Genomic DNA, 24,523 nt, shown 5'->3' on the forward strand with positions numbered 1-24,523 from the left:
AAAGGAAGCTTTTTTTGTATAGGAAAGACCTGTAAAAAAACAGATCAAAGGATATGAGTGGTGTGTTTTTCGCCATCATGGTAAAGTTAAAGAAAGTTTAACAATAAGCGAAAAAAAACAAAAAGTAAAGGGGTTTCATTTTGACAAAAACGTCCATTTGTCAAAAGGACTTTTCTTGGTCGATCCTAGCCGTTGGCGGCAGGGGAAAAACATGGTAAATTATCCTTCGACGAAGAACTAGTGGGGGAAGAAAAAATGAATAAACTAAAGAATGTTTTCTATTTATATAAACTGGACTGGAAACGAATTTTCAGCAATCCAATCTCTGCATTTTTGATCATTGCCTTAATGATTTTACCCTCGCTTTATGCGTGGTTCAATATCAAAGCCCTCTGGGACCCATACGGCAACACCAGTGAATTGCCGATTGCCGTTTACAGTGCGGATAAAGGGGCAGAATTTCAAGACAAGCACATCGATATCGGTGATGAAGTCATCGATACCCTCCATAAAAACAAGCAGTTGGGCTGGCGTTTCTTGGATTCAAAAGAGGACTTAGTAGAAGGGGTCAAGTCAGGAAAATATTACGCGGGTATTTATCTGCCAGCGGATTTTTCAGATGATCTGATCAGCTTTACCAGCGGGAAAATCGAAAAACCGACCATCGAGTATTATAGCAACCAAAAAATCAACGCTATCGCACCAAAAATCACCGATAAAGGAGCCAGCAGCCTTCAAGAAGAGATCTCACAAAACTTTATTGAAACCGCCAGCTCCACGTTGATAAAAGTCTTCAATGAAATCGGCTATGACATTGATTCCAACTTAGTTAGCATCAACAAAGTCAAATCGATGATCTTAGACACCGATGACAATTTGGCTACGATCGATGGCTATACGAAAGAGATCGTCACCTTGCACGATAAGTTTCCAGAAATCAAAGAAAAGATCGCAAAAGCCGAAGAATTCACCGATTATATCCCACAAGTGGATGCCATGGGGGAAAAACTGATCGGCTTAAACGATAAGCTGCCTGCATTGAAGAAAGAAGCCAGCATCATTTTGACCTTGCAAGAAAAGATCCCAGAGATCCAAAATGCTGGCAAACAATTGAAGATGATCGACGATGATTTCGATGACATTGCCAGCACTATGACGGATGGCATCGACACCGCCAAGCAAGGACTGCAAGTCATTGAACAAGTGCAAGCCGCTTTACCACAGATCGAACAACTAGGCGACCAAGCCGCCAGCTTCGCCACCGCGACCAAAGATGGGGCGCAACAATTGCAAGATGCCCTGCCAAGTATTTCTAGCAGTGTGAAGGTGACGATTCAGTCGATCAGTCAAGTGGCAACCACCACTGCCGGTCTAACAAGTACGATTCGCCAAGCGCTGGCTGACAATGAACTAACGGATGAAGAGCGTCAAGCAATCAGTGCAACGATCACTGACTTTCAAAAGAACATCCAACAACAACAAGCCGCCTTGGATTCCTTGATTGCCTTTTTAACCAATATTCAGAATTCTGGTAGTAACGCCGACCTAGAAGGCATCATTGCACAACTAAGCAATGCCAAAACAACGTTAGGTGTTTTATCTGACCGCTTATCGCAATTGAATAACCTTGTTCAAAATGGGTCTGTTGATGAAATTAAAGCGTATCTCGATCAAGTTACCGCAGCTGCTCAAAACGTTGCCAATCTCATGAACAGCATCAATGTTGATTCAATCACCACCACCATCAACGACATTCTAACCAAACTAATCAAAACCATCACCACCGCCGAAGATGTCTTGAAAAAAGCCCAAGAGATCGATTTTGACTCGTTGCTGTCTTCCACCAAATCAGTGGTCAGCAATGCCGTGACGATTTTGGAAAAATACCAAAAAGAATTGCCTGCCATCAAGCAAGAATTGCACGATGCCAATACGATGCTGAATGGTCACATGGATGAAATCGTCAATGCCATCAACAAAGGAGCCGACCTATACAACAACGAATTGCCAGTTGTCGAAGAGAAATTAGGGTTGGCCGTAAACTTCTTGCAAAACGACTGGCCAACTATCAAATCAGAAATCAGCTCTACGATGGCAATGGTGGATGAAAAACTGCCAGAAGTTGAAAAAGCCTTGGATGCGGCTGTCGATTTGATCAATAACGATTGGCCAAGTATCAAAGCAGGCATCCACAAAGCCGCTGATGCGATCCGAGCAGGCGAAAATGAAGTCGATCTCGGGGAAGTCATCAAATTATTGAAACTTGATGCCACCGATGAAGCCGACTTCTTCAAACAACCAGTGGAATTAAAAAGCAATGAAATCTATCCAATCGCCAACAATGGTTCAGCTAGCACACCGTTTTATACCGCATTGTGTTTGTGGGTAGGGGCATTATTGTTGTCAAGTGTCGCTACAACGGAGTATCATTTAGAGAAGAAAGACAAAAAACGCTTTACCCAACGTGAAACCTTTGTGGCACGAATGCTGACGTTCTTGACGATGGCAGTCGCCCAAAGTTTGATCGTGACCCTAGGAAATATGTTTTTATTAGGCGTTGATGTCCACAATCCAGTGTACAGTGTCTTCTTCGCATTACTCGTCGGACTCGCCTTTATGATGATCGTTTACGTACTGGCAGGACTGTTCGGCAACCTCGGGAAAGGGATCGCCATAATCATTTTGGTTCTCTCCATCTCAGGTGGGGGAGGAAACTACCCGATCCAAGTTTCTGGGAAGTTCTTCCAATTCATTAATCCGCTGCTGCCATTTACCCATGCAGTCAATCTGTTAAGAGAATCAGCTGGCGGGATCTATTGGCCAAATGCCGTACCACAATTGGTTATTTTAACGATTTTGTTCCTGGTCTTTGGGATCGTCGGTACCTACGCGTATCCTTATCTAGTCAACTCTACGAAGAAATTAAGCGACATTTCAAAAGAAAGTCATTTCTTCCACTAACATCGAAAAGCAGAAAGAGCATTTGTTCTTTCTGCTTTTGTGCCATCACGTGAAATTTCTAATAATCAAAAGAGGGAAAAAGGGCCGTTTTTTCATCTGATTTTCATTGACTTTTCGCGGTTACAAGAGTAGCATACAGTCTTGATAATTCAATATTTGTGAGGATATCGTTACAAGTTTAACGAAGGATTTTTTCATGAAAAGGAGTGTAGAAAAAGTGGAGTATTTGAAACGTTTGTTGGTCGGACGTCCATTGAAATCCGCAGAGAATGATGAACAAAAACTGAGCCGGACGGCGGCCCTTGCGTTGCTATCTTCTGATGCTTTGTCTTCGATTGCTTATGGGACAGAGCAGATCGTTGTCGTATTAGTGGCACTTTCCGCTGCTGCTATCTGGTATTCATTACCGATCGCTGCTTTTGTTATTATTCTTTTGATTTCATTGACCTTGTCTTACCGTCAGATCATTCATGCATACCCTCACGGTGGTGGGGCGTATGTAGTAAGTAGTGAAAATTTAGGGAAAAATGCGGGCCTGATTGCCGGCGGCTCACTGTTGATCGATTATATGCTGACAGTAGCAGTATCCGTCTCAGCAGGGGCGGAAGCCATCACTTCTGCTGTGCCAGCGTTGTTCGGCCATCAAGTGGCCATTTCTGTCGTGATCGTACTCTTGATCATGATGATGAATCTGCGAGGGCTGCGAGAATCAGCTAGCTTCTTAATGATTCCAGTCTACACCTTTATCGCAGTGATCACAGTCTTAATCGTGGCCGGCTTGTACAACATCGTAACTGGTGCGCAACCGTTGAATGCAACCGCACTGCCGGGAGCTGTGGTGCCTGGGGTATCCGTAGCCTTGATCTTACGGGCTTTCTCATCAGGTTCCTCTTCTTTGACGGGGGTCGAAGCGATCAGTAACGCGGTGCCATTTTTCAAAAAACCACGGGCGAAAAATGCAGCTGCGACCTTGACGATCATGGCTGCGATCTTAGGGTTCTTCTTCGTCGGTATCACTTTTATCAACTATTGGTACGGTATCGTACCAGAAGCAGAAGTGACCGTCCTATCTCAAATCGGCTCTGCTGTTTTTGGTCATGGGTTTATGTACTACGTTTTGCAATTTGCCACAGCGCTGATTTTAGCAGTTGCCGCAAATACTGGATTTTCCGCCTTCCCCGTGTTGGCGTATAACTTAGCCAAAGACAAATATATGCCACACATGTATCAAGACCGTGGGGATCGTCTCGGCTACTCAAACGGGATCATCACCTTAGCTGCTGGTTCCATCGTCCTATTGTTTATCTTCCAAGGATCGACCGAGCGTTTGATTCCGTTGTATTCCATCGGGGTATTCATTCCTTTTGCACTATCCCAAAGCGGAATGGTCGTCAAATGGAAAAAAGAAGGCAAAGGCTGGTTCTTTAAATCGATCGCCAACATCATTGGGGCTTTGATTTCTTTTGCGATCATTGCCATCTTGTTCGTGTATCGCTTAGGCGATATTTGGCCATTTTTCATTATCATGCCGATCCTCTTGTATATCTTTTACAAGATCCATGATCATTATAAAAAAGTCGCAGAACAGCTGCGATTGGAAAAACAAGAAGCACTGCATGTCTATGAAGGAAATACCGTGATCGTTCTCGTCGGAAATGTTACCCGAGTAAATATCGGCGCATTGAACTATGCCCAATCGATTGGTGATTATGTCGTGGCGATGCACGTCTCGTTGGATGAAGATGTGAAGAAAGAAAAAGAGATCGAACAAGAATTTAAGCAAAAATTCCCAGACGTGCGTTTCTCCGTCGTTCATTCTTCGTATCGTTCGATTGAAAATCCCATCTTGCGTTATGTGGATCTAGTCAGCCGCAATGCAGCCAAACACAATTACACAACGACCGTCATCATTCCACAGTTTGTCCCAAGACGTCGCTGGCAAAATATTTTGCACAACCAAACAAGCCTGCGCTTGCGTTTCAGACTCTCTTGGCGTGAGAACATCATTGTAAGTACGTACAGTTACCATTTGAAGAAATAACAAAAACGCTAGTTTAGCGACCTGATTCCCAAAAGAAATGTTTGGGTCAGCCGCTAAGACTAGCGTTTTTTTTTTAGCTATAAAACATTTTCAGTTTGATATCCTGATCGTAATTCCCAAACCCCTTGCCAAAGAGGGTACAACCGCCGACATGCTCGGCATCTTCTTTGACTTCCACTTTTAAGTGCCACGTATCTTCGTAGGCAGGTATATCCTTGATCGTAATGTCGGAAAGAGGAACACCTTCCATGTAGGTTCCGTGATCCATGATGCGGATCGTCTTCAATAACCCGTACTGATTGAGATTGTCTGGATACCAATCCGGTGTATACTTGCCGCGAATATCTGCAAAATCCCCTGGGCTAGTCCATGTACCAAGCTCCACACCATTTAAGCTGAAGGTGATGTCTGACGGCCAGTTGTTATTGGAAAAAGGAAATTCAGACGAAACTTCCATTGAAATCTCCATCATTTCAAGTTTTTCTTCTCTTGCTAAGAAGTTTGGCGATTGGTATTCAACAAATCCTTTCGTAAACCACAAGATGCGGGCATCCATTCGTCGGGGATCCATGAAAAACTTCGGTTCATCCACCATTCCCACAAAATCAGCTGAAGTAGCAAGCCCGCACGTTGGTTCTACCGAATAATTTGTATAATGACCGATCGGTATCGCCGTTTCTTTCGTATCAAAGGCATTAAAGATTTTCTCAGGAAAGTTGATATCGATATGATCCACTCTCAAACTGGAAATCTTTTTTTGTCCCACACGCTCTGTTTTGATGATTTTGGCTTCTTCTAATTTTTTGATGTGCATCGTAATGATAGCGCTGCTTAAGCCCAACTCCTGTGCCAACTCTTTGACATTCATCTTGTTTTTAGCCAGCAATTGAATGATTTTGATTCGCACGTTACTGGCAAGTGCCTCATAGACAGGCAATGCTTCTTGATTGATTTCTAATTGCATCGTGTCACCTCCGCTTAAACTGTTTGATTTACTTGAATGTTAACATATTTGCTAATTTGTGTAAATAGCGTTGTTTATTTCGCTAGTTATTAATATATTTATTAATTAATATAGATATTATCCTAAATAAATTAATCAAAATATTGTTGACAGCGATTACAAATCAAGTTATGATTTATTTGTAAATTGAAAGTGTTTGCAAACGCTAGAAATGAATAATGCAATTATAAATGCTGGGATAGCAAATAAGAGAAGGAGGATAGGCGTGTTCGGCTTCAAAGACCAAAATTCAATTTCTATGAAAGAGGGAAAAACATGAAGAAGAAACTTATTATTATTGGTGCTTTAGTTGCAGTCGTTGCAGTTGCCCTTATTGGTTTTAATCGTTATCAGGCAGCGGAAAAAGAAAAATACACGATTAATTTTTGGTCACCCCTTACTGGTGATGATGGCGCTTATATGGATCAGATCGTAAATGAATTCAATGAACAATCAGGTTCCGATTATACAATCAATCATGTGATCACGTCTGATATGTACACTAAATTAAGTACGGTTGTAAGTTCTAAAAGTGGGATTCCAGATTTGACTTTGATGCATTCTTATAAAGTAGAGGAATTTGTCAATTCCGATATTATTGATCCGGTTGATCGTCTGGTTTCTTATCAACCTGAGTTAGAAGAAAGCAATTATTTAGATACGGCGTGGAATGCAGGGAAAATCGGCGATACTCAATATACGATCCCATTAGATATTCATGCCAGTGCCATGTATTACAATCAAGATCTTTTAGAAAAATACAATGTCACTTCTTGGTTAGACGATAACATCGTGACGTTTGATGAAATGATGTCATTAGCAGGGCAGATGGAAGAAGGCGATTATGTCGTAAATAATGCGTTACTTTCTTGGGTTATCTTAGCGCAAATCCGTAACTTAGGCGGCGCGATTTCTGACGATGCTGGGAACCCGACGGTGAATACGCCAGAAATGAAAGAAGCGTTAGAAAGAATTAAAGCGTTAACAGATGCAGGCCTGATGACACCCTATGGAGAAGATGGGTATTTGATGTTCCAAGGCGGAAACGTACTCTTATCAACAGATGGTACTTGGACTTCTACCGCTCATGATGCGGTTGAGGGCTTGAATTGGGGCGTAACAAATATTTATTCGACTTCAGATGACATCGCAACCAACCGAGCAGCTTCTCATATGTTTGGCATGTTGAAGAGTGAAAGCAGAACAGAAGAAAAAGAAGAAGTAATCGCACAATTTTTAGAATTCGTTCGTACAAACTCGATCGAATGGGCAAAAGCCGGTCAAATCGTTGCAAGTAAAGATATTTTAGAAAGTGATGATTACCAACAATACCCACAATCATTCTTTACTTCTACACCAGAGGAAGAAGAAACACTTTACATCTTTGACTACGTTTATTTCTCTTATGTCTTAGAAGCATTAGATGTTTATAGTACAGATATCGCTTACGGTGAATTAGATATGGATGAAGGATTAGAAACGATGCAACAATATGTCGAAGATAAGATTGCAGAAGTAGCTAGATAAGTGAAGGGGGGATAATTCTATCCCCTTTTCCAATTTTTAGAAGGGAATGAAAGGAATGAAAAAAAAGAGCATTAACTGGGCATCGATCGCATTCATTGGACCACACATGGTACTCTTTATTATTTTTGTATGTATTCCAACGATCTATGGTATTTATGTTTCATTTACGCAATGGAATTTGATCTCTGATCCAGTCTGGGTCGGTTTTAACAACTATAAAACATTATTGTTTGATAGTTCCTCGACGTTCTATACCCAATTTTGGAATGGTTTGAAAAATACCTTTATTTTCGTTTTGATCATGGTGCCGTTACAAATCATCATTCCACTGATGATTGCAGCTGCATTGCAACATAAAAAAGTGAAGCTGAAAGGACTTTTTCAAGCAATTCTATATATTCCAGGTCTTATCTCTGTTTCAGCAGGTTCTTTGATTTGGTCATTGATTTTCCACTCTCGATTAGGTGCCGTCAATAATATTTTTGGGTTCGATTTCTCTTGGGCTTCGCGACAACCCTATGCATGGATCTTAATTTTTGTTGTCAGCATTTGGGGAGCGATCGGTGGTAACATGATCATTTATCGTTCAGCTTTAGCAGGTGTCAATGAAGACCTTTATGAAGCGGCAGAGATCGACGGAGCGGGAGCATTCCAAAAATTCTTGAATGTGACCTTGCCATCTATTCGCTTTCCACTGTTATATACGATCGTGATGACAACTGCTGGAGCATTTAATGTCTTTGCACAGCCTTTGATGATGACAGGTGGAGGTCCAAACCAAAGCACGACTGTATTGATGATGTATATCCGCTCACTGGCTTTTAGTCAAGGAGAATCAATTGCAGGAATGGCTTCGGCAATGGCAGTCATCTTAGGATTGATCATTATGTGCGTGTCCGTATTTCAATATTTTCTTTTAGATAGAAGCAATACTTAAGGGGGCAAAAAAATGAATACACAAAAGAAACATATACCTAGTATGGTCATCGCATATTTGTTTCTGATCGTTTTATGTATCATCTGGGTTATTCCATTGATTTTTAGCTTCGCCACTTCTTTTCGTTCTCAAACCGAAATCGTCTCCACTGGGTTTCGTTTATTACCCGTAAACTGGATATTAGATAACTATGTAGCGATTTTGACTAATACGTCTACTGCACCAATAATGCAGTGGTTATGGAATTCAATGTTTATCGCAGTCACGCACACTGTTTTAGTTGTGATCGTTGTTTCAGTGACTGCTTATGGCTATGGCAGAATGCGGTTTAAATACCGTGATCGTATCTTTTATCTTTTGATGGGGATCTCGATGTTTCCCGGTGTAGTGAATTTGATTCCGTCTTACAAAATCATTGAAACCTTCGGCTGGGTCAACTCTTCTCTTGCCATGATCATTCCAGGCTTAGCAGGGATGGGAAATATCTTTCTTGTGCGACAGTTTATGAAAGGTATCCCGCTTGAATTTGACGAGTCAGCACGAATGGATGGTGCAGATGAATTTACAATTTTTGCAGAGATCATCGTTCCTTTGATCAAACCTGTGTTGATCGTTGCAGGCCTCTTTTCTTTCACAGGTTCATGGAATGATTTCTTGTGGCCAGTGATCGTGTATACGGATGTTAGTAAAATGCCGATCACAGCCGGTTTGCTATTACTACAAGACATTTATGGCAACTACCGAATGATTGGTCAATTGATGGGCTCGGCATTGATTGCGATCATTCCCACCGTCATGCTGTTTCTATTTGCTCAAAAATACTTCATTGAATCTATGAACTTAAATGCAGGAATAAAAGGATAGTGAAGATCATGAATCGAAAATTGGAAAGAAATTTACTACGTGCCAGTGCGGTCTGGGATGTCTGTATTGGTCTTGTAACGATGTTTGGGTATTATCCTTGGTTTGAAGAACAAGGGATCGCAGCATTTCAAAATCAAAATCAGTATGAATACTTGCAGTCAAGTCTGGTAGGAATGATATCGAAGGTAGTTATGATCGTTGCGTTAGCGACGATTTTGATGGGCGTTATCAGTTGGATCAACGCGAAGAATATGCGAGACAAACAAATAAACAAAGGAACGATACGTTGGATGATCGCCTGTGTCATCATTCATTTGATCATCTATGATGTGATCGGTGTCGTCCTCTATTTACTAGCTACGACGATGTATATGTCTAAAAACAAAGCAATAAAAATACTAAAAACGGAAAATGGAATTTTTTAAGAAGGTGTAGAATTTATGGCAGAAAATTATTTGGAACCGATTGTATTAGAACGTGCAGACCCATGGATATACAAGCATACCGATGGATATTATTACTTCACTGGATCAAAACCAGGGTATCAGGAAATCGAATTAAGGCGTGCGAAAACCTTGAAAGGTCTGGCTGACAGTGAAGTGAAAGTCATCTGGACGGCTCATGCCGAAGGTCCCATGAGTGAGCTGATCTGGGCACCAGAGATTCATTTTATTCAAGGAAAATGGTACATCTATTTTGCTGCTGCAGATCATGGAGAAGTCAGAAATGATCAGCATCATCATCGGATGTTTGCGATCGAAAATGCGAATGAAGATCCCTTTGCAGGCGAGTGGGTAGAAAAAGGACAGATCGAGACGCAATTTGAGAGTTTCAGTTTAGATGCTACGGTATTTGAACACAGGAACCGATTGTATTATGTCTGGGCACAAGCAGATCCAAACATTCCAGGCAATTCCAATCTTTATTTATCAGAGATGGAAAATCCTTGGACATTGAAAGGAAAGCAGATTCTGCTGAGCATTCCTTATTATGAATGGGAAAAAATCGGCTTCAAAGTGAACGAAGCTCCAGCTGCTTTGATTAGAAATGGAAAAGTGATCATTACTTATTCAGCCAGTGCGACGGATGAAAACTACGCGATGGGACTGTTGTGGGCAGATGAGGATAGTGATCTATTGAATGGGTATTCTTGGCATAAGTTGAAGGAACCAGTCTTTTCAAGTTCTGAACAAAATTCCCTATACGGACCAGGACATAACTCCTTTACAGTCGATGAGGAGGGGAAACAAGATATCTTAGTGTATCATGCAAGACCAGAAAAAAATGATTACAGTAATCCTTTAGAAAATCCCAATCGACATGCGTACGTCCAACCGTTTACTTGGAAGAAAAATGGATTGCCTGATTTTGGCGAACCCGGTGTAGTCAAAGGATAGATAAAAGAGAGGGAAAAAATGAATACAAAAAGAAAAATGCTCTGTTTAACCATGTCCGTTTTTTTTACTAGTTTATTTCTTGCTGGCTGTCAAACAGGAGATGCTGCTGAGCAACTTTCACAAAAGGAGTGGGAAACAACGACAAAAAATCGAGTGTCGATTCATGACCCATCGATTACTTCTATTCATGTTGGTGACCAAGAGCTGTTTTACGTATTTGGTTCGCATCTCGCCCAAGCGAAAACAGAAGATTTACAAACTTGGGAAGTACCTTTCACTCACGAATATGAATCAATGGAAGACAATATGATCTATGGTAACACAAAAGAAAATCTAGCTGAGACTTTTGAATGGGCAGGCTACGATGATGCCGATTCACAAGGTGGTTACAGCCTTTGGGCACCAGATGTCATTTGGAATGCTGATTATGAATGGTCAAATGGAGACAAAGGAGCCTATATGCTCTACTACTCAGCTAGTTCTACTTGGCGGCGTTCAGCGATTGGATTGGCCGTAGCTAAAACAATCGAAGGACCCTATAGCTATGCGGATACCGTGATCTATTCTGGCTTTACAGAAAAAGATTCGACAGATGGTAGTGAACGCAATACCAACTATCAAAATACCCATTTGGCGAAATTGATCAAAGAGGGGAAAATCAGTGGGTTCAGTGAAAACTGGGCGATCGAAGATGGTCTGACGTATAACACCGATTATGCGCCAAATGCCATTGATCCAGCGTTGTTTTATGATGAAGAAGGGAAACTATGGATGACCTATGGTTCTTGGTCTGGCGGTATCTTTTTATTGGAAGTTGATCCAGCCACTGGAAAACCAATGTATCCTGGGAAAGATAGCACGACGGAAGATGGGCGTATCATTGATCGCTATTTCGGGATCAAGCTTTTTGGCGGCTATCATCAATCAGGAGAGGGTCCCTATATTGTTTATGATGAGGAAACCGATTATTATTACCTATTCGTCACTTATGGTGGTTTAGCAGCAAAAGGTGGTTACAATATGCGACTATTTCGCGCTGAAAAACCAGAAGGACCTTACCTTGATGCCCAAGGAAATAGCCCAATCTTCGAACAAGGGGACCAAAATTCAAACTACGGCATCAAATTGATTGGCAACTACCAATTCTCGTTTCAACAAATGGGGTATCGAGCAGCGGGACACAATTCGGCGATCATCGATGAGAATGGTCAGTGGTCCTTGGTGTACCATACGCGCTTTAACAATGGAACCGAAGCCCATGAAGTGCGGGTCAACAGAATGTATATGAATGAGGAGGGCTGGCCAGTTCCAGCACCCTACGAGTATCGAGGCAATGAACAAGTAGCAGATGCTTTGTCAGAAGATGACATTATCGGGCGCTATGAAATCATTAACCATGGTACCGACAATGGAACGACCATGCTAAAAACGCAGACGATCGAGCTTCAAAAAGATGGAAGCGTTACTGGTGACTTGACCGGAACTTGGACGTACGATGCGGGATACTTGGCATTGACTTTTGAAGAAGCGACCTTCAAAGGTATCTTATTAAGTCAGGAAATAACAGAATTTGAGCAGCAAAAATTAACGTTTTCAACGATTGGCGATAATAATGAATCCATTTGGGGAATCAAAGAATAGGAGTATAACAATGACGATTAACATTCAAAACACAAAATCAGGAACAACGATCAGCAAATATATCTACGGTCATTTTGCAGAGCATCTAGGCCGTTGTATCTATGAAGGATTATACGTTGGAGAAGATTCGCAGATCCCAAATAAAAATGGGATGCGGATCGATGTGGTTGAAGCACTGAAAAACATTCAAATCCCTGTGCTTCGTTGGCCAGGCGGCTGCTTCGCCGATGAATACCATTGGAAAGACGGGATTGGTCCTAAAGAAAACCGCAAAACGATGGTCAACACTCACTGGGGCGGCGTGACTGAAAACAATCATTTCGGGACCCATGAATTTTTTGAATTGATCAAGCAGCTGGAATGTGATGCGTATGTCAACGGCAATGTCGGCAGCGGAACGGTGCAAGAAATGTCGGAATGGGTGGAATACATCACGATGGATGGCATTTCTCCGATGGCTGATCTTCGCAGAGAAAATGGCCATGAAGAAGCGTGGGAAATGAAATTTTTTGGCGTAGGAAACGAAAACTGGGGCTGCGGCGGCAATATGCGGCCAGAGTACTATGCGGATCTGTATCGCCGCTATCAAACCTATGTCCGCCAATACGGCGACAAAAAAATCTACAAAGTCGCCGGCGGAGCGAATGTCGCAGACTATCATTGGACAGAAACGCTGATGAAAAACGCCCATTGGTTGATGGACGGCCTAAGCTTGCACTACTACGTTCATCCGCAAGGCTGGGAAGAAAAAGGTAGCGCCTTGGAATTTGATGAGGCAGAGTGGCAAGTGACCTGTGAAAAAGCAGCCTACATGGATGAATTATTGACCCGCCACAGCGCGATTATGGACCAGTATGACCCAGAACAGCGTGTGGGAATCATTGTTGATGAATGGGGCACTTGGTTCTCAGCAGAACCTGGGACGAATCCAGGCTTCTTATACCAACAAAATACGATCCGTGATGCCATGGTCGCAGCGATCACCTTGAATATTTTCCATAAACATGCCAAGCGAGTGCATATGGCAAATATCGCACAAACCGTCAACGTCCTGCAAGCGATGATTTTGACAGATGGCGAACAAATGGTGAAAACCCCAAGCTATCATGTCTTTGATTTGTACAAAGTCCATCAAGATGCTGAAACCATTGATAGCCATGGAACTAGCAGTGATACCATTACGTATACGATTTCGAAAAAAGAGGATGCGATCCATCTATCGGTTTGTAATTTTGCTACCCAAGGCACGGAAGAATTATCCTTCTCCCTGGAAACAGCGATCAATGAAGTGAAAGAAGCTCGTTATATCGTGGGGGACAAAATGAACGCACATAATGATTTTGATCATCCTGAAGATGTGGTGATCCAAGACTTCACCGCTTACGATGTTAAAGAGAACAAAGTCAGCTTGCGGGTGCCAGCAATGAGTGTTCTAACGATCTCATTGACAGTCTGATCCCATGACTTGTAAAGGATGCGAAGTGAAAGATGCTGCTGCAGCAGCACAGGAAGACATTGAATCCTTGATTGCAGAACAACTTTCTTTAGAAAGCGACTTGGCTTCGCCGGAGATCGTCAGTAGGAGAATCGTTGTTTGTGAGACTTGTCCATTGCGATTGAATCATACCTGTACCAAATGCGGCTGCTTTTATCGGTTTCGCGCAAATTTAGCTAAGAAAAACTGTCCTGCAGGAATGTGGGAACAAACAGGACAGCTCGTCAAGTAGCTGTCCTGTTTGTTTCAATTGGTCAGAAGGATTAACAGATAAACTATTTTTTGATTACGCTTACATAATCGTTGTAGATACGCTATGATAAAACGAAAAACACTGTTAACAAAGTGGAAAGTGAGCGAGTGATTCAATGAAAATAAATCAACCTGCAGCGCTTGCTTATTATGAAGCTGCGAACCATGGCACAGAAGATTTCCCATTAGCATATTATCCTAATTTAGTGAGTGTTTGGCGAGAATTCTTTTTTGTGCCACATTGGCATAAAGAAATCGAAATTTTATGTGTCCATCAAGGACAGCTAGAATTAGTCGTTAATGGAGTCTCACGCAAGATTAAGGCAAATACGATCGTACTGATTCCTCCCAACACTTTACACACTGCCTATCGAATCGCACAACAAAGCTGCCGTTTTTCGTGTATCGTTTTTTCTGAACAATTAATCACGAGTCGACAATCAGATAGAATTCAAAGCCAACAAATCGATCCTTTTTTGAGACAAGAAGGTGTTACTTCTTATGTGGATTTTCCAGATAAAAGTCAACAAAGTCTCACCTTGTTTCAACTATTTGATCAATGCTTTATGGGGAAATCGTCCTATCGTGAATTACGTCTGAAAGGGATTGTTATCCAACTCTTGTCATATCTATTAGAAGTTGGGACCGACCAGCCAGCAAAAAAATCAAGCGAGCGCCTCCAAGAAAAACGGGAAAAAATGGTTTTATCTTATATTCATAGTAATTATCATGAAATGATCCAATTACAAGATTTGGCCGATTCTGTTTCCTTAAGTAAAGAGCAATTTACACGATTTTTTAAACAATCATTTCGAACTTCCCCAATGGCTTATCTAAATCATTATCGCTTGATCCGATCGGCAGAATTGTTGCGAGAGACTGATTTGACCATGGTGGCGATCGCTCAAGCTGTCGGTTTTTGTAATAGTAATCATTTTTCTGTGTGCTTCAAAAAGATGTTTGGTGAGACCCCTACACAATATCGGAAAAATGACATGATTACGATAGAACACGCCATAAAATCGAAGGATAGCCCTCTGTAATCCAGCTATACTGAAAAAAAGGAGGGTTCAAAAATGTCGTTTTTTTCAATAGGTGAGAATTACCTCGAATTTCAAAATGGAAATGAAGTCGTGCGCATTATTGCTTGGGGCACGAACAGTTTGCGGGTGGTGAGTGCACCGTCTGGTGAACTAGATTTATCCTGCTGTGCATTATTAACACAAGATTCTAAGGCCGAGGTTGCGATTGAGGGGGATGTAGGATCTATCGGTAATGGAAAAATCCACGCAATAGTCACCAAAGAGTCAGGCTGGAACAACTATGGCAAGATCACTTTTTGCAATCAAAAAGGCGAAGTGATTTTGAAAGAAGCAGCATCTGGCGGTGCGCTCTTGAAAAAGGCGCGGTTTTTTAAGTCGATTATTGGAGGAGATTTTCAACTAAAAGCTACTTTCGAAGCCAATCATGAGGAGAAAATCTATGGTATGGGGCAATATCAACAGGATATTTTTGATCTAAAAGGGTGTAATTTAGAATTAGCGCATCGAAATTCACAAGCTTCGATCCCCTTTTATTTATCAAACAAAGGATACGGCTTTTTTTGGCACAATCCAGCAATCGGTTCGGTCTCTTTTGGTAAAAATACGACCGAATGGCGTGCCGAAAGTACGAAGCAATTGGATTACTGGATCACTGCTGGAGAGACACCAGCTCAAATCGAAGAACAATTTAGCCAAGTGACAGGACGGGCACCTATGATGCCCGAATATGGTCTAGGATTTTGGCAATGTAAACTTCGCTATGCGACACAAGCGGAAGTAGTGGCGATCGCTAGGGAACACAAAGAGCGGAACATTCCCGTTGATGTACTAGTGATCGATTATTATCATTGGCCGCGCTGTGGTGATTTTCGCTTTGATGAAAATTTCTTTCCAGACCCCAAGGCGATGGCAGAAGAAGTACGAGATAAATATGGAATCGAGCTAATGGTATCGATCTGGCCCCAAATCGACACGCGTAGTGAGAATTTTCAAGAGATGAAAGAAAAAGGCTTATTAGTCAAAACGGATCGCGGCATTGATGTACAGATGTTGTTTCATGGGAATAACATTTTTTATGATCCAACAAATCCTAAAGCTCGAAACTATGTCTGGGAGAAAGTATCAAAAAATTATGTCAATAACGGCATTCGCTTGTTTTGGTTGGATGAGGCTGAACCAGAATTTGGTACGTATGACTATGATTCCTATCGTTATTATGTAGGGAGTGTGTTGCAAAAAGGCAATATTTATCCCCGTGAGTATGTTCGTGGTTTTGATGAGGGAGAAGCCTCCTCACAAAAAGAACATTCAATCAAATTGGTTCGTTGTGCTTGGGCGGGCAGCCAACGATATGGGGCATTGGTTTGGTCCGGCGATATTCATTCGACTTATCAAGACTTTCGCAACCAAATCGTTGCTGGCATGCAAATGGGGTTAGCAGGCATCCCGTGGTGGACAAGTGACATCGGCGGATTTCATGGTGGTTCTGTGACAAGTCTAGATTTTCAAGATTTATTGATCCGCTGGTTTCAATACGGGACTTTTTGTCCAGTCATGCGATTGCATGGTTCACGTACTCCCCATAAAAAAATCTTCAAGGCAGATGGTGAAGAAACAGAGCAAACCGGAGCAGCTAACGAAATATGGGCGTTTGGGGAAAAGAACTATGAGATTATGAAAAAATTTATTGGAATTCGTGAATTGATGCGGGACTACTCGCGTGAATTGATGCGCGCAGCTCATGAAAAAGGAACGCCAGTCATTCGCCCAACTTTTTATGAATTTCCAGAGGATCACCAGGCATGGGAACTGACAACACAGTATCTCTATGGTTCTGATATTCTAGTAGCGCCCATCGTTGTAGCGCATGCTACTGATCGTGAGGTATATTTGCCAACAGGAGCAAAATGGACCGATGCTCGAGATGGAACTATCTATGAAGGTGGACAATGGATTGTCGCACAGGCACAAATTGATTCCTTACCAATCTTTTTACGAGAGGGAAAACAGAGTTACTTGATTCATGAAGTGTAACTGGAAATGGTTACGGTGAGTTGTTTGTAAGACTAGTAGGTACCTTGTTGAGAGGGTAAGAACCATATGAATAGAAAAGCAACACAATGTGCTCGGCACATTGTGTTGCTTTCATTGAGAGGACTATTGTAATGGGCTTTTGAGTAACAAGACACCATGAGTAGGAACCTCAGCATCGGCAATTGTTTGTTCTTTTTGTTGCCATAACTCAGTGCCGCTTTTAATTGGTAGTAAAGCAGCGATCGATTTTGGGATGGTTTGCGTTTGATCAGAAACATTGAAAATGGCATAGTAGACGGCTGTGTCGCTCAACGCCTCCCAAATGATCCACTCTTGATCACGATAGAACTCTTTTTTCGTATGGATTCTTCGATACATTTCTAAGACTTCAGTATTCGTCAATAAACGTAACGTAAAGGGATCGATGTCTGGTAAAGTACCACCGAACATCAATGGAGATTGGAAGATCGTCCATAAACTCATCAATAAGTATTGCTCGTCTTCCGTAAAACGTGTCCAGCTATCACCACCGCCACCATCAACTGCCCGAATGCCGATATGACCCAACGGCAGCATATCACAGTCAGGCCAGTTACCTGGACGGACGAAAGGTGCCCACACTGCTGCTCGGTCAAACATGGCGTAAAGGGCGTCCCAATGATCCCAAAAGTCATCCGTCAAGCGCCACATATTGGCATGATTTTGAAAGAAACTACCATTTTTGAGGGCAGCTGGTCCGGGAGATAAAGAAAGGACGATCTCTCGACCCGATCGATCGATCGCACGGCGAATCGCTTTGATTTCTGCTTTATGGGCATCACCGTAAATTTTCGAATCGCCGATATCATCCACCTTTATAAAGTCAACACCCCAAGAAGCATATAATTCGAGCAAAGAATCATAATAAAGCTGTCCTTCAGGCAATGAAACATCGACCCCATACATATCGGAATTCCAAGGGCAGATTGAATTCATAGCAATGTCCCGTGCCCGTTTATCCGTTCCTTTGATCGGCGTATTTTGATGAACTGCTTGTCGTGGAATGCCGCGCATGATATGGATACCAAACTTCAGCCCTTTTTGATGCAGATAGTCACCAAGTTTTTTGAAACCAGCGCCATCTTTTGCTGAAGGGAAACGGTTCTCAGCAGGAATCAAGCGAGAATAGTCGTCCATACACAACGGATAAAAATCATTGTACCTTGTAGACTTTGCTTCTGGTTCGCTCCATTGAATATCCACGACGACATACTCCCAACCATAAGCTTTCAAATGCTCTGCCATAAAATCAGCATGGGCGATCACTTCTGCTTCGGTTACAGAAGCGCCATAGCAGTCCCAAGAATTCCATCCCATTGGGGGTGTTTGTGCAAAATGTAAAAAAGACATCGATTTCCTCCTAGTACGTTTTTCTTATAGTATAGTAAGCAATAAAAAAGAGAGGGAAAGTTTTGTCTACTAGAAATAAAAAAGAAAGAAATCGTCAACGAATGAAAAAGGAGTTGATCAATGGTGTTTCCACAAGAAACAAACTATGCGAAGATTACAGCATACTATAGTGTTGCCCTTGAGCGTTTTTCCATGGATCCACATCAACACCCAGCGTGTGAGATCATGTTTGTGACCAAAGGGAAGTGTAAGATAAAGGTGCAAGATCAAGTAATTGTTCTGGAAAGAAATGATTTCGTTTTCATAAACGCGTTTGTGGAACACGCCTTACTCGGTGAAGGAGATTCCTGCACCTTACTGAATATTGAATTTCTTCTGAGTGAGACACCGTCCGGCCTTTGTGTTCGTGATGTTTTTGCATACATCAAAGGAAATGTACAATTGAATGAGCCTTACGCGAAAAGTCGCGATGTCCGCCAATTTGGACAAGCGATCAAGTCATTGCTGCAGCTGCTAATGATCGATGATACTCAAGAGCAACCGTCTGCTGAACGGCAATTTACGATCGAGCTCTTGTTTAAGCGGATGTTGATGGAATTAGCCTTTTCATTACGTACGAAAGAAACCAAACGGGGCAATTGCTATGTGAACGCTGCGGTCAACTATATTCAACAGCATTTTGATGAAGATATTCAAGTCTCCCAAATCGCAGCGGCTGTGGGGATTACGAAAGCCTACTTGCATAAACTCTTTCATGAGCAACTGGCAGTGACGGTCAACCATTTTCTCACTAGTGAGCGTCTGAAGCAGGCAGCATTTTTACTAAGCAATAGTCAGCTGCCAATCGTCGAAATTGCCGCTCAAGCAGGATTCAACAGTAGGCAGCACTTTACCAATACCTTTAAACAGAAAAAAGGCATGAGTCCTAAAGTTTATCGTCAAATCTACACCCATCAAATCAAAGAAGAAGCAGGACAACATATATTAGGGGAACATACAGCTTTTTTAAGAATGAAGTAAAGACAGATAGTTAGAAAGTGTGAAGCCATTGAAGATAAAAATGAAACTTATGGTAACGATCATTATTGCGAATGTCGTTACTTCGTCACTGATCATTCTCTTTTTTTCTAATACCGCGAATAAGATCATTGATAAAAATATGGAGATCCAAGCGAAAGAGATCGAGGTCTCTATTTTACGTAATATCCATACGATCAGTACGGATCTTAATCATATCAATTATAAATTGATTATGGATGGCTACGACACGTTGAAAGAGGCCAGTGAACAACCACGGATTACGAGAGACACCTTTGAGAGCATCAAACTGACTATGGAATTGAAGGAGATCGTGGAACCATTGTATCAATTTCAACCTTATTTGCTGGGAATGGCGATTTATTCCAAAGAAAATCGGTTGATGTCGTTTGGGTTAGTTGATCCAGTTGTTGAAGAAACGTTGATTGGTTACACCAATGAGGCTGCTTATGCAAGAGAAATTGATGATTCGACTGTTTATATCCAAAATGAAATCAAAGTCGGTCAAGTAGTCCTAGGGCACTTGGTGGGATTTCTTCATACAAGCGAGTTTCTTAATGATCAATTAGAAAACCTCCCAGCTGGGACGCAGATCGCCTTGTTAGATCAAAAGCAAACGGTGCTTGCTGAAGTTGGCACCATTGATGAAGACCAAGCCAATTTGTATGAGAAATCATTTTATAGTGAAGAAGTCGAAGCGTGGTTTCATCTCCATCTCCCCAAAAAACCATTTTTGGGACCGTTGACACAGAATTTGCGACTGATGATTTTCCTGTGTATCGTGATCGTCAGTATGAGTATTTTTGTGGCTACGCTGATTATATTAAAACTGTCGAAACGAATCGATCAATTAAACCAAGCAATGGAGCGGGTCAAGAATAAGGACTTATCGACCACTGTTGAGATTCAAGGAAATGATGAATTAAAACAAATGAGTATAGTCTTTAATTCGATGGTTGCCAATATCAATACTTTAATGGAAGAAAATAAAGCCAGAGAAAAAGAGAAAAAAGAAATTGAAATCGACTTTCTACAAGCTCAAATCAACCCCCATTTTCTGTCCAATACGCTAAACTCGATTACCTGGATGGCTGAATTACAACAGGCTAACAATATTGCCCATCTTTCGAAATCACTTGTATCATTGTTGCATGCCACGATGTATAAGGGACAAGACTTGATTCCTTTGTCTGAAGAAGTAGCCCATGTCAAAAGCTATGTGTCCATCCAAAAAGTTGCCTATATTGATAGCTTTGATGTTCATTGGGCGCTTGATCCAGCGATTTTATCTTGCCGTATCCTTCGATTTATTTTGCAGCCCATTGTTGAAAATAGCATTTTGCACAATTTTGTTGGAACGAATAGCGAAAAAGGGCAAATAAAAATAAGTGGAGAAAAAAAGGGAGATAAGCTTTGTTTAATGGTTGAAGATAATGGCAATGGACTAACAGAAGAAGCGATAAAACAGATAAACGAACGAGAAAAAAGCAATGGAAAACACTATTCGAAAATTGGTATCCATAATATCGATAAACGAATCAAGCTCTACTATGGTCCAGACTATGGGATCACATATGAAACAGAGTTAGGGGTTTATACCCGGGTCATTATTGAGCTTCCTATGATTGGAGAAAAAGACGATGAAGAAAATAGCCCTCTTAGATGATGAGTTGATTTCACGCAACAAAATAAGTACTATTTTACAAAATTTCCCTCAATTTGAAATTGTACTCAGTACGGCAAATCCTTACGAGTTGTTAAATTATCTGGAGATTTATTCTGTAGATCTCATTTTTTTAGACATGAATATGCCAATTATGAATGGCTTAGCCTTTTTAGAACAATTGGAACTGATCGATCGCACGACTAAAGTGATCGTGATGAGTGGCTACGCCGACTTTAATTATGCGAGTGGTAGCATGAAATATGGAGTCGTTGACTATCTTTTGAAACATGAATTGAGCGAGGAAGTGATTTCGGAAGCGCTGAAAAAAATCAATTTTTTTACAGACGAGCCAATGGCTGCGCCTGCTTACGAGACACCCTCTCTACGAGACTTTTTTCATGGAAATACAAGCTTCTTGATGCAACAGTATCCGCATTTTGTAACTGAAAAAATGGTAGGACTTGTTATGATACCTATCTCTATCAGCAAAAATGTTTGGGACAAAGAAAAGTATAAACGAAAAGTGAGCGCTGTTTTAGAGCAATTGATTTTAGACACAAAGAATGAAACCATAGAAATGCTCTCTTTCGTGACTGATGATGGGAAGCTTTTTATGCTTTACTCGTTTGCAAAAATCAAATCCTATAAAGCGATCAATGATTACTTGGAAACAATCAAAACCAAGTGCTACCATGCTGCTAAGCGCTTACTAGATGTTGAACTTTTTCTCCTGCGATCCCCAGTAAGCAATCAACTGTCGGAGGTATTAGAACTATTTAAGAGCGATGAACGAATCTCAGATTTACTCTTTTTTTCACGTCCGAATGAGTTGCTGCATTTTTCAAGCCAAGAATGCAGCAAAAACGTCTTTCAACAGCATGAGATCGCTTTGTATCTGAAAAAAATCTATTTTTATACCAAATACATCGAACCAGAAAACATCGAATATTATAGTAAAAAACTGTTTGAGTATATAAGAGAAAAACGGGTCGCACGTTCGCTGGCCTTAGAGCTAATTGCACAAATTGATTTTCAAATCAGTTTAGCGATGAGTAATAGCTATAGACAGCCGATGGAAACGATGATTCAAATCAATTATTATCAACAGTTCGATACGTTACTAAGAATCGAAGCAGATTTTTTTGAAGCCATTTCATTAAGTGTAAAAAATTTCCAAAAAGAAGTCTTTAAGCCTGTTGACGAGCCGGTAAAAAAATGTATTCTTTATCTTCATCAACACTTCAAAGAACCGATCAGCTTGCAGACCTGCGCCGAAGCGATTGATTTAAATTATTCCTATTTAAGTAGGGTGTTTAAGCAGCAATGGGGACAGTCTTTTTCAAAATACTTGTCTGAGTTGCGGATCGATTATGCAAAATTATTGTTGAGTATCTCGTCTTGTAGTGTCAATGAAGTCGCAAGGCAAAGCGGATTTGCGAACTATAATTATTTTTTCCGTGTTTTTAAAGAACGTGTAGGAATCTCTCCATATCAGTTTAACCGCAACATTATGGACTATGAATGAAGCGGATCATGTAAAAATGGTTGGCGAGTAAAAAAAAGAGAGTAGAAGTAAAAATTGTTAATAAAAGCGTTTTCATTTTCGACGTTATACTTAGTGTAACAAGAGTGAAAGGGATGAGAAAATGAAAAAATTAGGTTTGGTGTTTTGTTCCGCAGCATTGATCGGATTGCTCTCTGGATGCGGGGGAGGATCTTCAAGTGAGGGAGATGGGGAGTCGTCAAGCAACCAGTTAAATGTGTTAGTGGTAAAACATGGCTTGACGCAAAAGAACAAAGATATTGAGTGGTTGAACAAACTAGAAGAAGAACTTGAGCTGACCATAAAGTGGGAGGAAGTTTCCGCTGATTGGGATCAGAAAAAAGCCCCAATGTTGGCTTCTGGAGATATTCCCGATTTGATTCTGGGACCAAATGTTGTGACGGATGCGGAATTTGCGAAGTTTCCTGGCTTGTTCACCGATTTATCTGATCACTTAGATGCCCTGCCAAATGTTCAAAAGATGTTTGAAGAAAAACCAGAAACAAAAGCACTTGCTACTCAACTGAATGGAGAGATCTATGGCTTACCAAAATACCAGCGTTTTTGGCCTAAATCTGCTTCTCGTCAATATATCAATCAAACGTGGCTGGACAATCTTGGGTTAGACGTACCTGAAACATGGGATGAACTATTCGAAGTGTTGGTCGCATTCAAAGAAAACGATGCGAATGGAGATGGGGATGCTAGCGATGAAATTCCAATGGATTGGAGTCCAGTTGGAACCGGCGGTTTTGGCTATTTCCAACCAATGCAGCTTTTAGCAAGTACGGGTATCGTTGTTTCTGAAGGAGGAAATACCGGCTACTTTGCTGAAAATGGACAGGTAGGCAACTTCTTTGTTGATGAGCGTTACAAAGAAACAGTGGAATTTTTGAACAAGTGCTGGGAAGCTGGCTTGATTAATCCTAAGGCTTTTTCTCAAGATTATAGTGCCTATCAGTCCACTGGTAGAGGAGAAGGCGAGACGGCAAAAGTCGGTTTTACTTGGGGCTGGGAAGCTTCAGACCGATTTGGTAATCAGTTAGCAGATCAATATACATCCATGGCACCATTGATTCAAAAAGCTGGAGTGGAACCGACATGGAGCTATGAAACCTCGCTTAATTATGGGGTAAACTTTGCCGTTGTTTCCTCTCAAACCAAAAATATGGACGGAGCCTTAAAATTCGTCAATGCGCTATACGATCCAGAAATCGGAATCCAAGCATTGTTTGGGTCATTGGGCACTAACATCGAAAAAGACGGGGACACTTACCGCGTCTTGCCACCTGCAGATGAAAATGTCGATCCAGGGACATGGAAGTGGACAACAACTTGGGCGGACAATAGTCCAATGTATATTTCAGACGCTCTTGATGTCGAACTGGGCGCAGATATGAAAGCCAATGAGGTCCAAGATGAAGTGTTGCATCCTTACGTGGATAAAATCGTTCCTGAAGAACAAGTAGTACCATTCAATCTCTTGAAATTTAGTAATGAGGATGCCACAACACTAGCAAACAACAATACAACGATCCTCAATGAAGCAATGACAAAATTTGCTAAATGGGTGACAAAAGGCGGCATTGAAGATGAGTGGGAGCAATATGTCACAACCTTGCAAAATAGCGGCTTAGATCAAAATATCGAGATCGTTCAAAAAGGATTTGATCAATATTACGGGAATTAAGT

Annotated in this window: 18 protein-coding genes; 16 read left to right on the top strand and 2 right to left on the bottom strand. The window is 41.4% G+C overall.

Going from position 1 to position 24,523, the window contains the following annotated elements:
- The first annotated feature begins 255 nt into the window (after positions 1-255).
- Both IGJ25_RS03285 and IGJ25_RS03290 read left to right on the top strand, forming a co-directional pair.
- Positions 256-2,961, top strand: coding sequence for a YhgE/Pip domain-containing protein (locus tag IGJ25_RS03285; protein ID WP_225000903.1), 2,706 nt, complete (start codon positions 256-258; stop codon positions 2,959-2,961).
- 217 nt (positions 2,962-3,178) lie between these two features.
- Positions 3,179-5,002 (top strand): APC family permease, encoded by a 1,824-nt coding sequence (locus IGJ25_RS03290; protein WP_225000920.1) that lies wholly within the window; start codon positions 3,179-3,181, stop codon positions 5,000-5,002.
- A gap of 73 nt (positions 5,003-5,075) precedes the next feature.
- Here the strand turns inward: IGJ25_RS03290 and IGJ25_RS03295 are convergent, their stop codons facing one another.
- Complete coding sequence (locus IGJ25_RS03295) at positions 5,076-5,966, bottom strand: ArsR/SmtB family transcription factor (protein WP_005227282.1); 891 nt, start codon at positions 5,964-5,966, stop codon at positions 5,076-5,078.
- A 315-nt stretch (positions 5,967-6,281) separates the two neighbouring features.
- Here IGJ25_RS03295 and IGJ25_RS03300 point away from each other — a divergent pair, with 315 nt between their 5' ends.
- The 10 genes from IGJ25_RS03300 to IGJ25_RS03345 all read left to right on the top strand — a co-directional run bounded on the left by IGJ25_RS03300 (position 6,282) and on the right by IGJ25_RS03345 (position 17,195).
- Positions 6,282-7,532: an extracellular solute-binding protein gene (locus tag IGJ25_RS03300; RefSeq protein ID WP_005227283.1), complete on the top strand. Its 1,251-nt coding sequence runs from the start codon at positions 6,282-6,284 to the stop codon at positions 7,530-7,532.
- A 46-nt stretch (positions 7,533-7,578) separates the two neighbouring features.
- Positions 7,579-8,469, top strand: a complete 891-nt coding sequence (locus IGJ25_RS03305) for a carbohydrate ABC transporter permease (protein WP_438779096.1) — start codon at positions 7,579-7,581, stop codon at positions 8,467-8,469.
- Positions 8,470-8,481: 12 nt separating this feature from the next.
- Complete coding sequence (locus tag IGJ25_RS03310) at positions 8,482-9,333, top strand: carbohydrate ABC transporter permease (protein ID WP_005227285.1); 852 nt, start codon at positions 8,482-8,484, stop codon at positions 9,331-9,333.
- 8 nt (positions 9,334-9,341) lie between these two features.
- Positions 9,342-9,758, top strand: a complete 417-nt coding sequence (locus IGJ25_RS03315; RefSeq protein ID WP_008376104.1) for a hypothetical protein — start codon at positions 9,342-9,344, stop codon at positions 9,756-9,758.
- A 15-nt stretch (positions 9,759-9,773) separates the two neighbouring features.
- Positions 9,774-10,730 carry a glycoside hydrolase family 43 protein gene (locus IGJ25_RS03320; RefSeq protein ID WP_086299048.1) on the top strand — a complete coding sequence of 319 codons (957 nt, stop codon included), beginning with the start codon at positions 9,774-9,776 and terminating at the stop codon, positions 10,728-10,730.
- Between the two features lie 18 nt (positions 10,731-10,748).
- Positions 10,749-12,371, top strand: coding sequence for a glycoside hydrolase family 43 protein (locus IGJ25_RS03325; protein ID WP_225000902.1), 1,623 nt, complete (start codon positions 10,749-10,751; stop codon positions 12,369-12,371).
- A 10-nt stretch (positions 12,372-12,381) separates the two neighbouring features.
- Positions 12,382-13,827 carry an alpha-N-arabinofuranosidase gene (locus IGJ25_RS03330; RefSeq protein ID WP_225000901.1) on the top strand — a complete coding sequence of 482 codons (1,446 nt, stop codon included), beginning with the start codon at positions 12,382-12,384 and terminating at the stop codon, positions 13,825-13,827.
- 4 nt (positions 13,828-13,831) lie between these two features.
- On the top strand, positions 13,832-14,098 hold the full coding sequence (locus IGJ25_RS03335; RefSeq protein ID WP_005232191.1) for a DUF6171 family protein: 267 nt from the start codon (positions 13,832-13,834) through the stop codon (positions 14,096-14,098).
- 136 nt (positions 14,099-14,234) lie between these two features.
- The gene (locus IGJ25_RS03340) at positions 14,235-15,161 is read left to right on the top strand and encodes an AraC family transcriptional regulator (RefSeq protein WP_225000900.1); all 927 of its coding nucleotides are present in this window, start codon (positions 14,235-14,237) and stop codon (positions 15,159-15,161) included.
- Between the two features lie 33 nt (positions 15,162-15,194).
- Positions 15,195-17,195 (top strand): glycoside hydrolase family 31 protein, encoded by a 2,001-nt coding sequence (locus IGJ25_RS03345; protein WP_225000899.1) that lies wholly within the window; start codon positions 15,195-15,197, stop codon positions 17,193-17,195.
- Positions 17,196-17,318: 123 nt separating this feature from the next.
- On the opposite strand, the gene IGJ25_RS03350 is transcribed toward IGJ25_RS03345, so the two are convergent.
- On the bottom strand, positions 17,319-18,584 hold the full coding sequence (locus IGJ25_RS03350; protein ID WP_413118795.1) for an alpha-galactosidase: 1,266 nt from the start codon (positions 18,582-18,584) through the stop codon (positions 17,319-17,321).
- A 120-nt stretch (positions 18,585-18,704) separates the two neighbouring features.
- On the opposite strand from IGJ25_RS03350, the gene IGJ25_RS03355 reads away from it, so the two are divergent.
- The 4 genes from IGJ25_RS03355 (at position 18,705) to IGJ25_RS03370 (ending at position 24,521) form a co-directional block, all read left to right on the top strand.
- Positions 18,705-19,604 carry a helix-turn-helix domain-containing protein gene (locus tag IGJ25_RS03355; protein ID WP_225000897.1) on the top strand — a complete coding sequence of 300 codons (900 nt, stop codon included), beginning with the start codon at positions 18,705-18,707 and terminating at the stop codon, positions 19,602-19,604.
- A 40-nt stretch (positions 19,605-19,644) separates the two neighbouring features.
- Positions 19,645-21,288, top strand: a complete 1,644-nt coding sequence (locus IGJ25_RS03360; protein ID WP_153883003.1) for a sensor histidine kinase — start codon at positions 19,645-19,647, stop codon at positions 21,286-21,288.
- Positions 21,263-22,813, top strand: a complete 1,551-nt coding sequence (locus IGJ25_RS03365) for a response regulator (RefSeq protein ID WP_225000896.1) — start codon at positions 21,263-21,265, stop codon at positions 22,811-22,813. Before IGJ25_RS03360 ends, IGJ25_RS03365 begins: the two co-directional genes overlap by 26 nt.
- A gap of 121 nt (positions 22,814-22,934) precedes the next feature.
- On the top strand, positions 22,935-24,521 hold the full coding sequence (locus IGJ25_RS03370) for an extracellular solute-binding protein (protein ID WP_016609625.1): 1,587 nt from the start codon (positions 22,935-22,937) through the stop codon (positions 24,519-24,521).
- The last annotated feature ends 2 nt before the right edge of the window (positions 24,522-24,523 follow it).

The sequence above is a fragment of the Enterococcus sp. DIV0240d genome, from assembly GCF_051711245.1.
Lineage (GTDB): Bacteria > Bacillota > Bacilli > Lactobacillales > Enterococcaceae > Enterococcus_D > Enterococcus_D casseliflavus.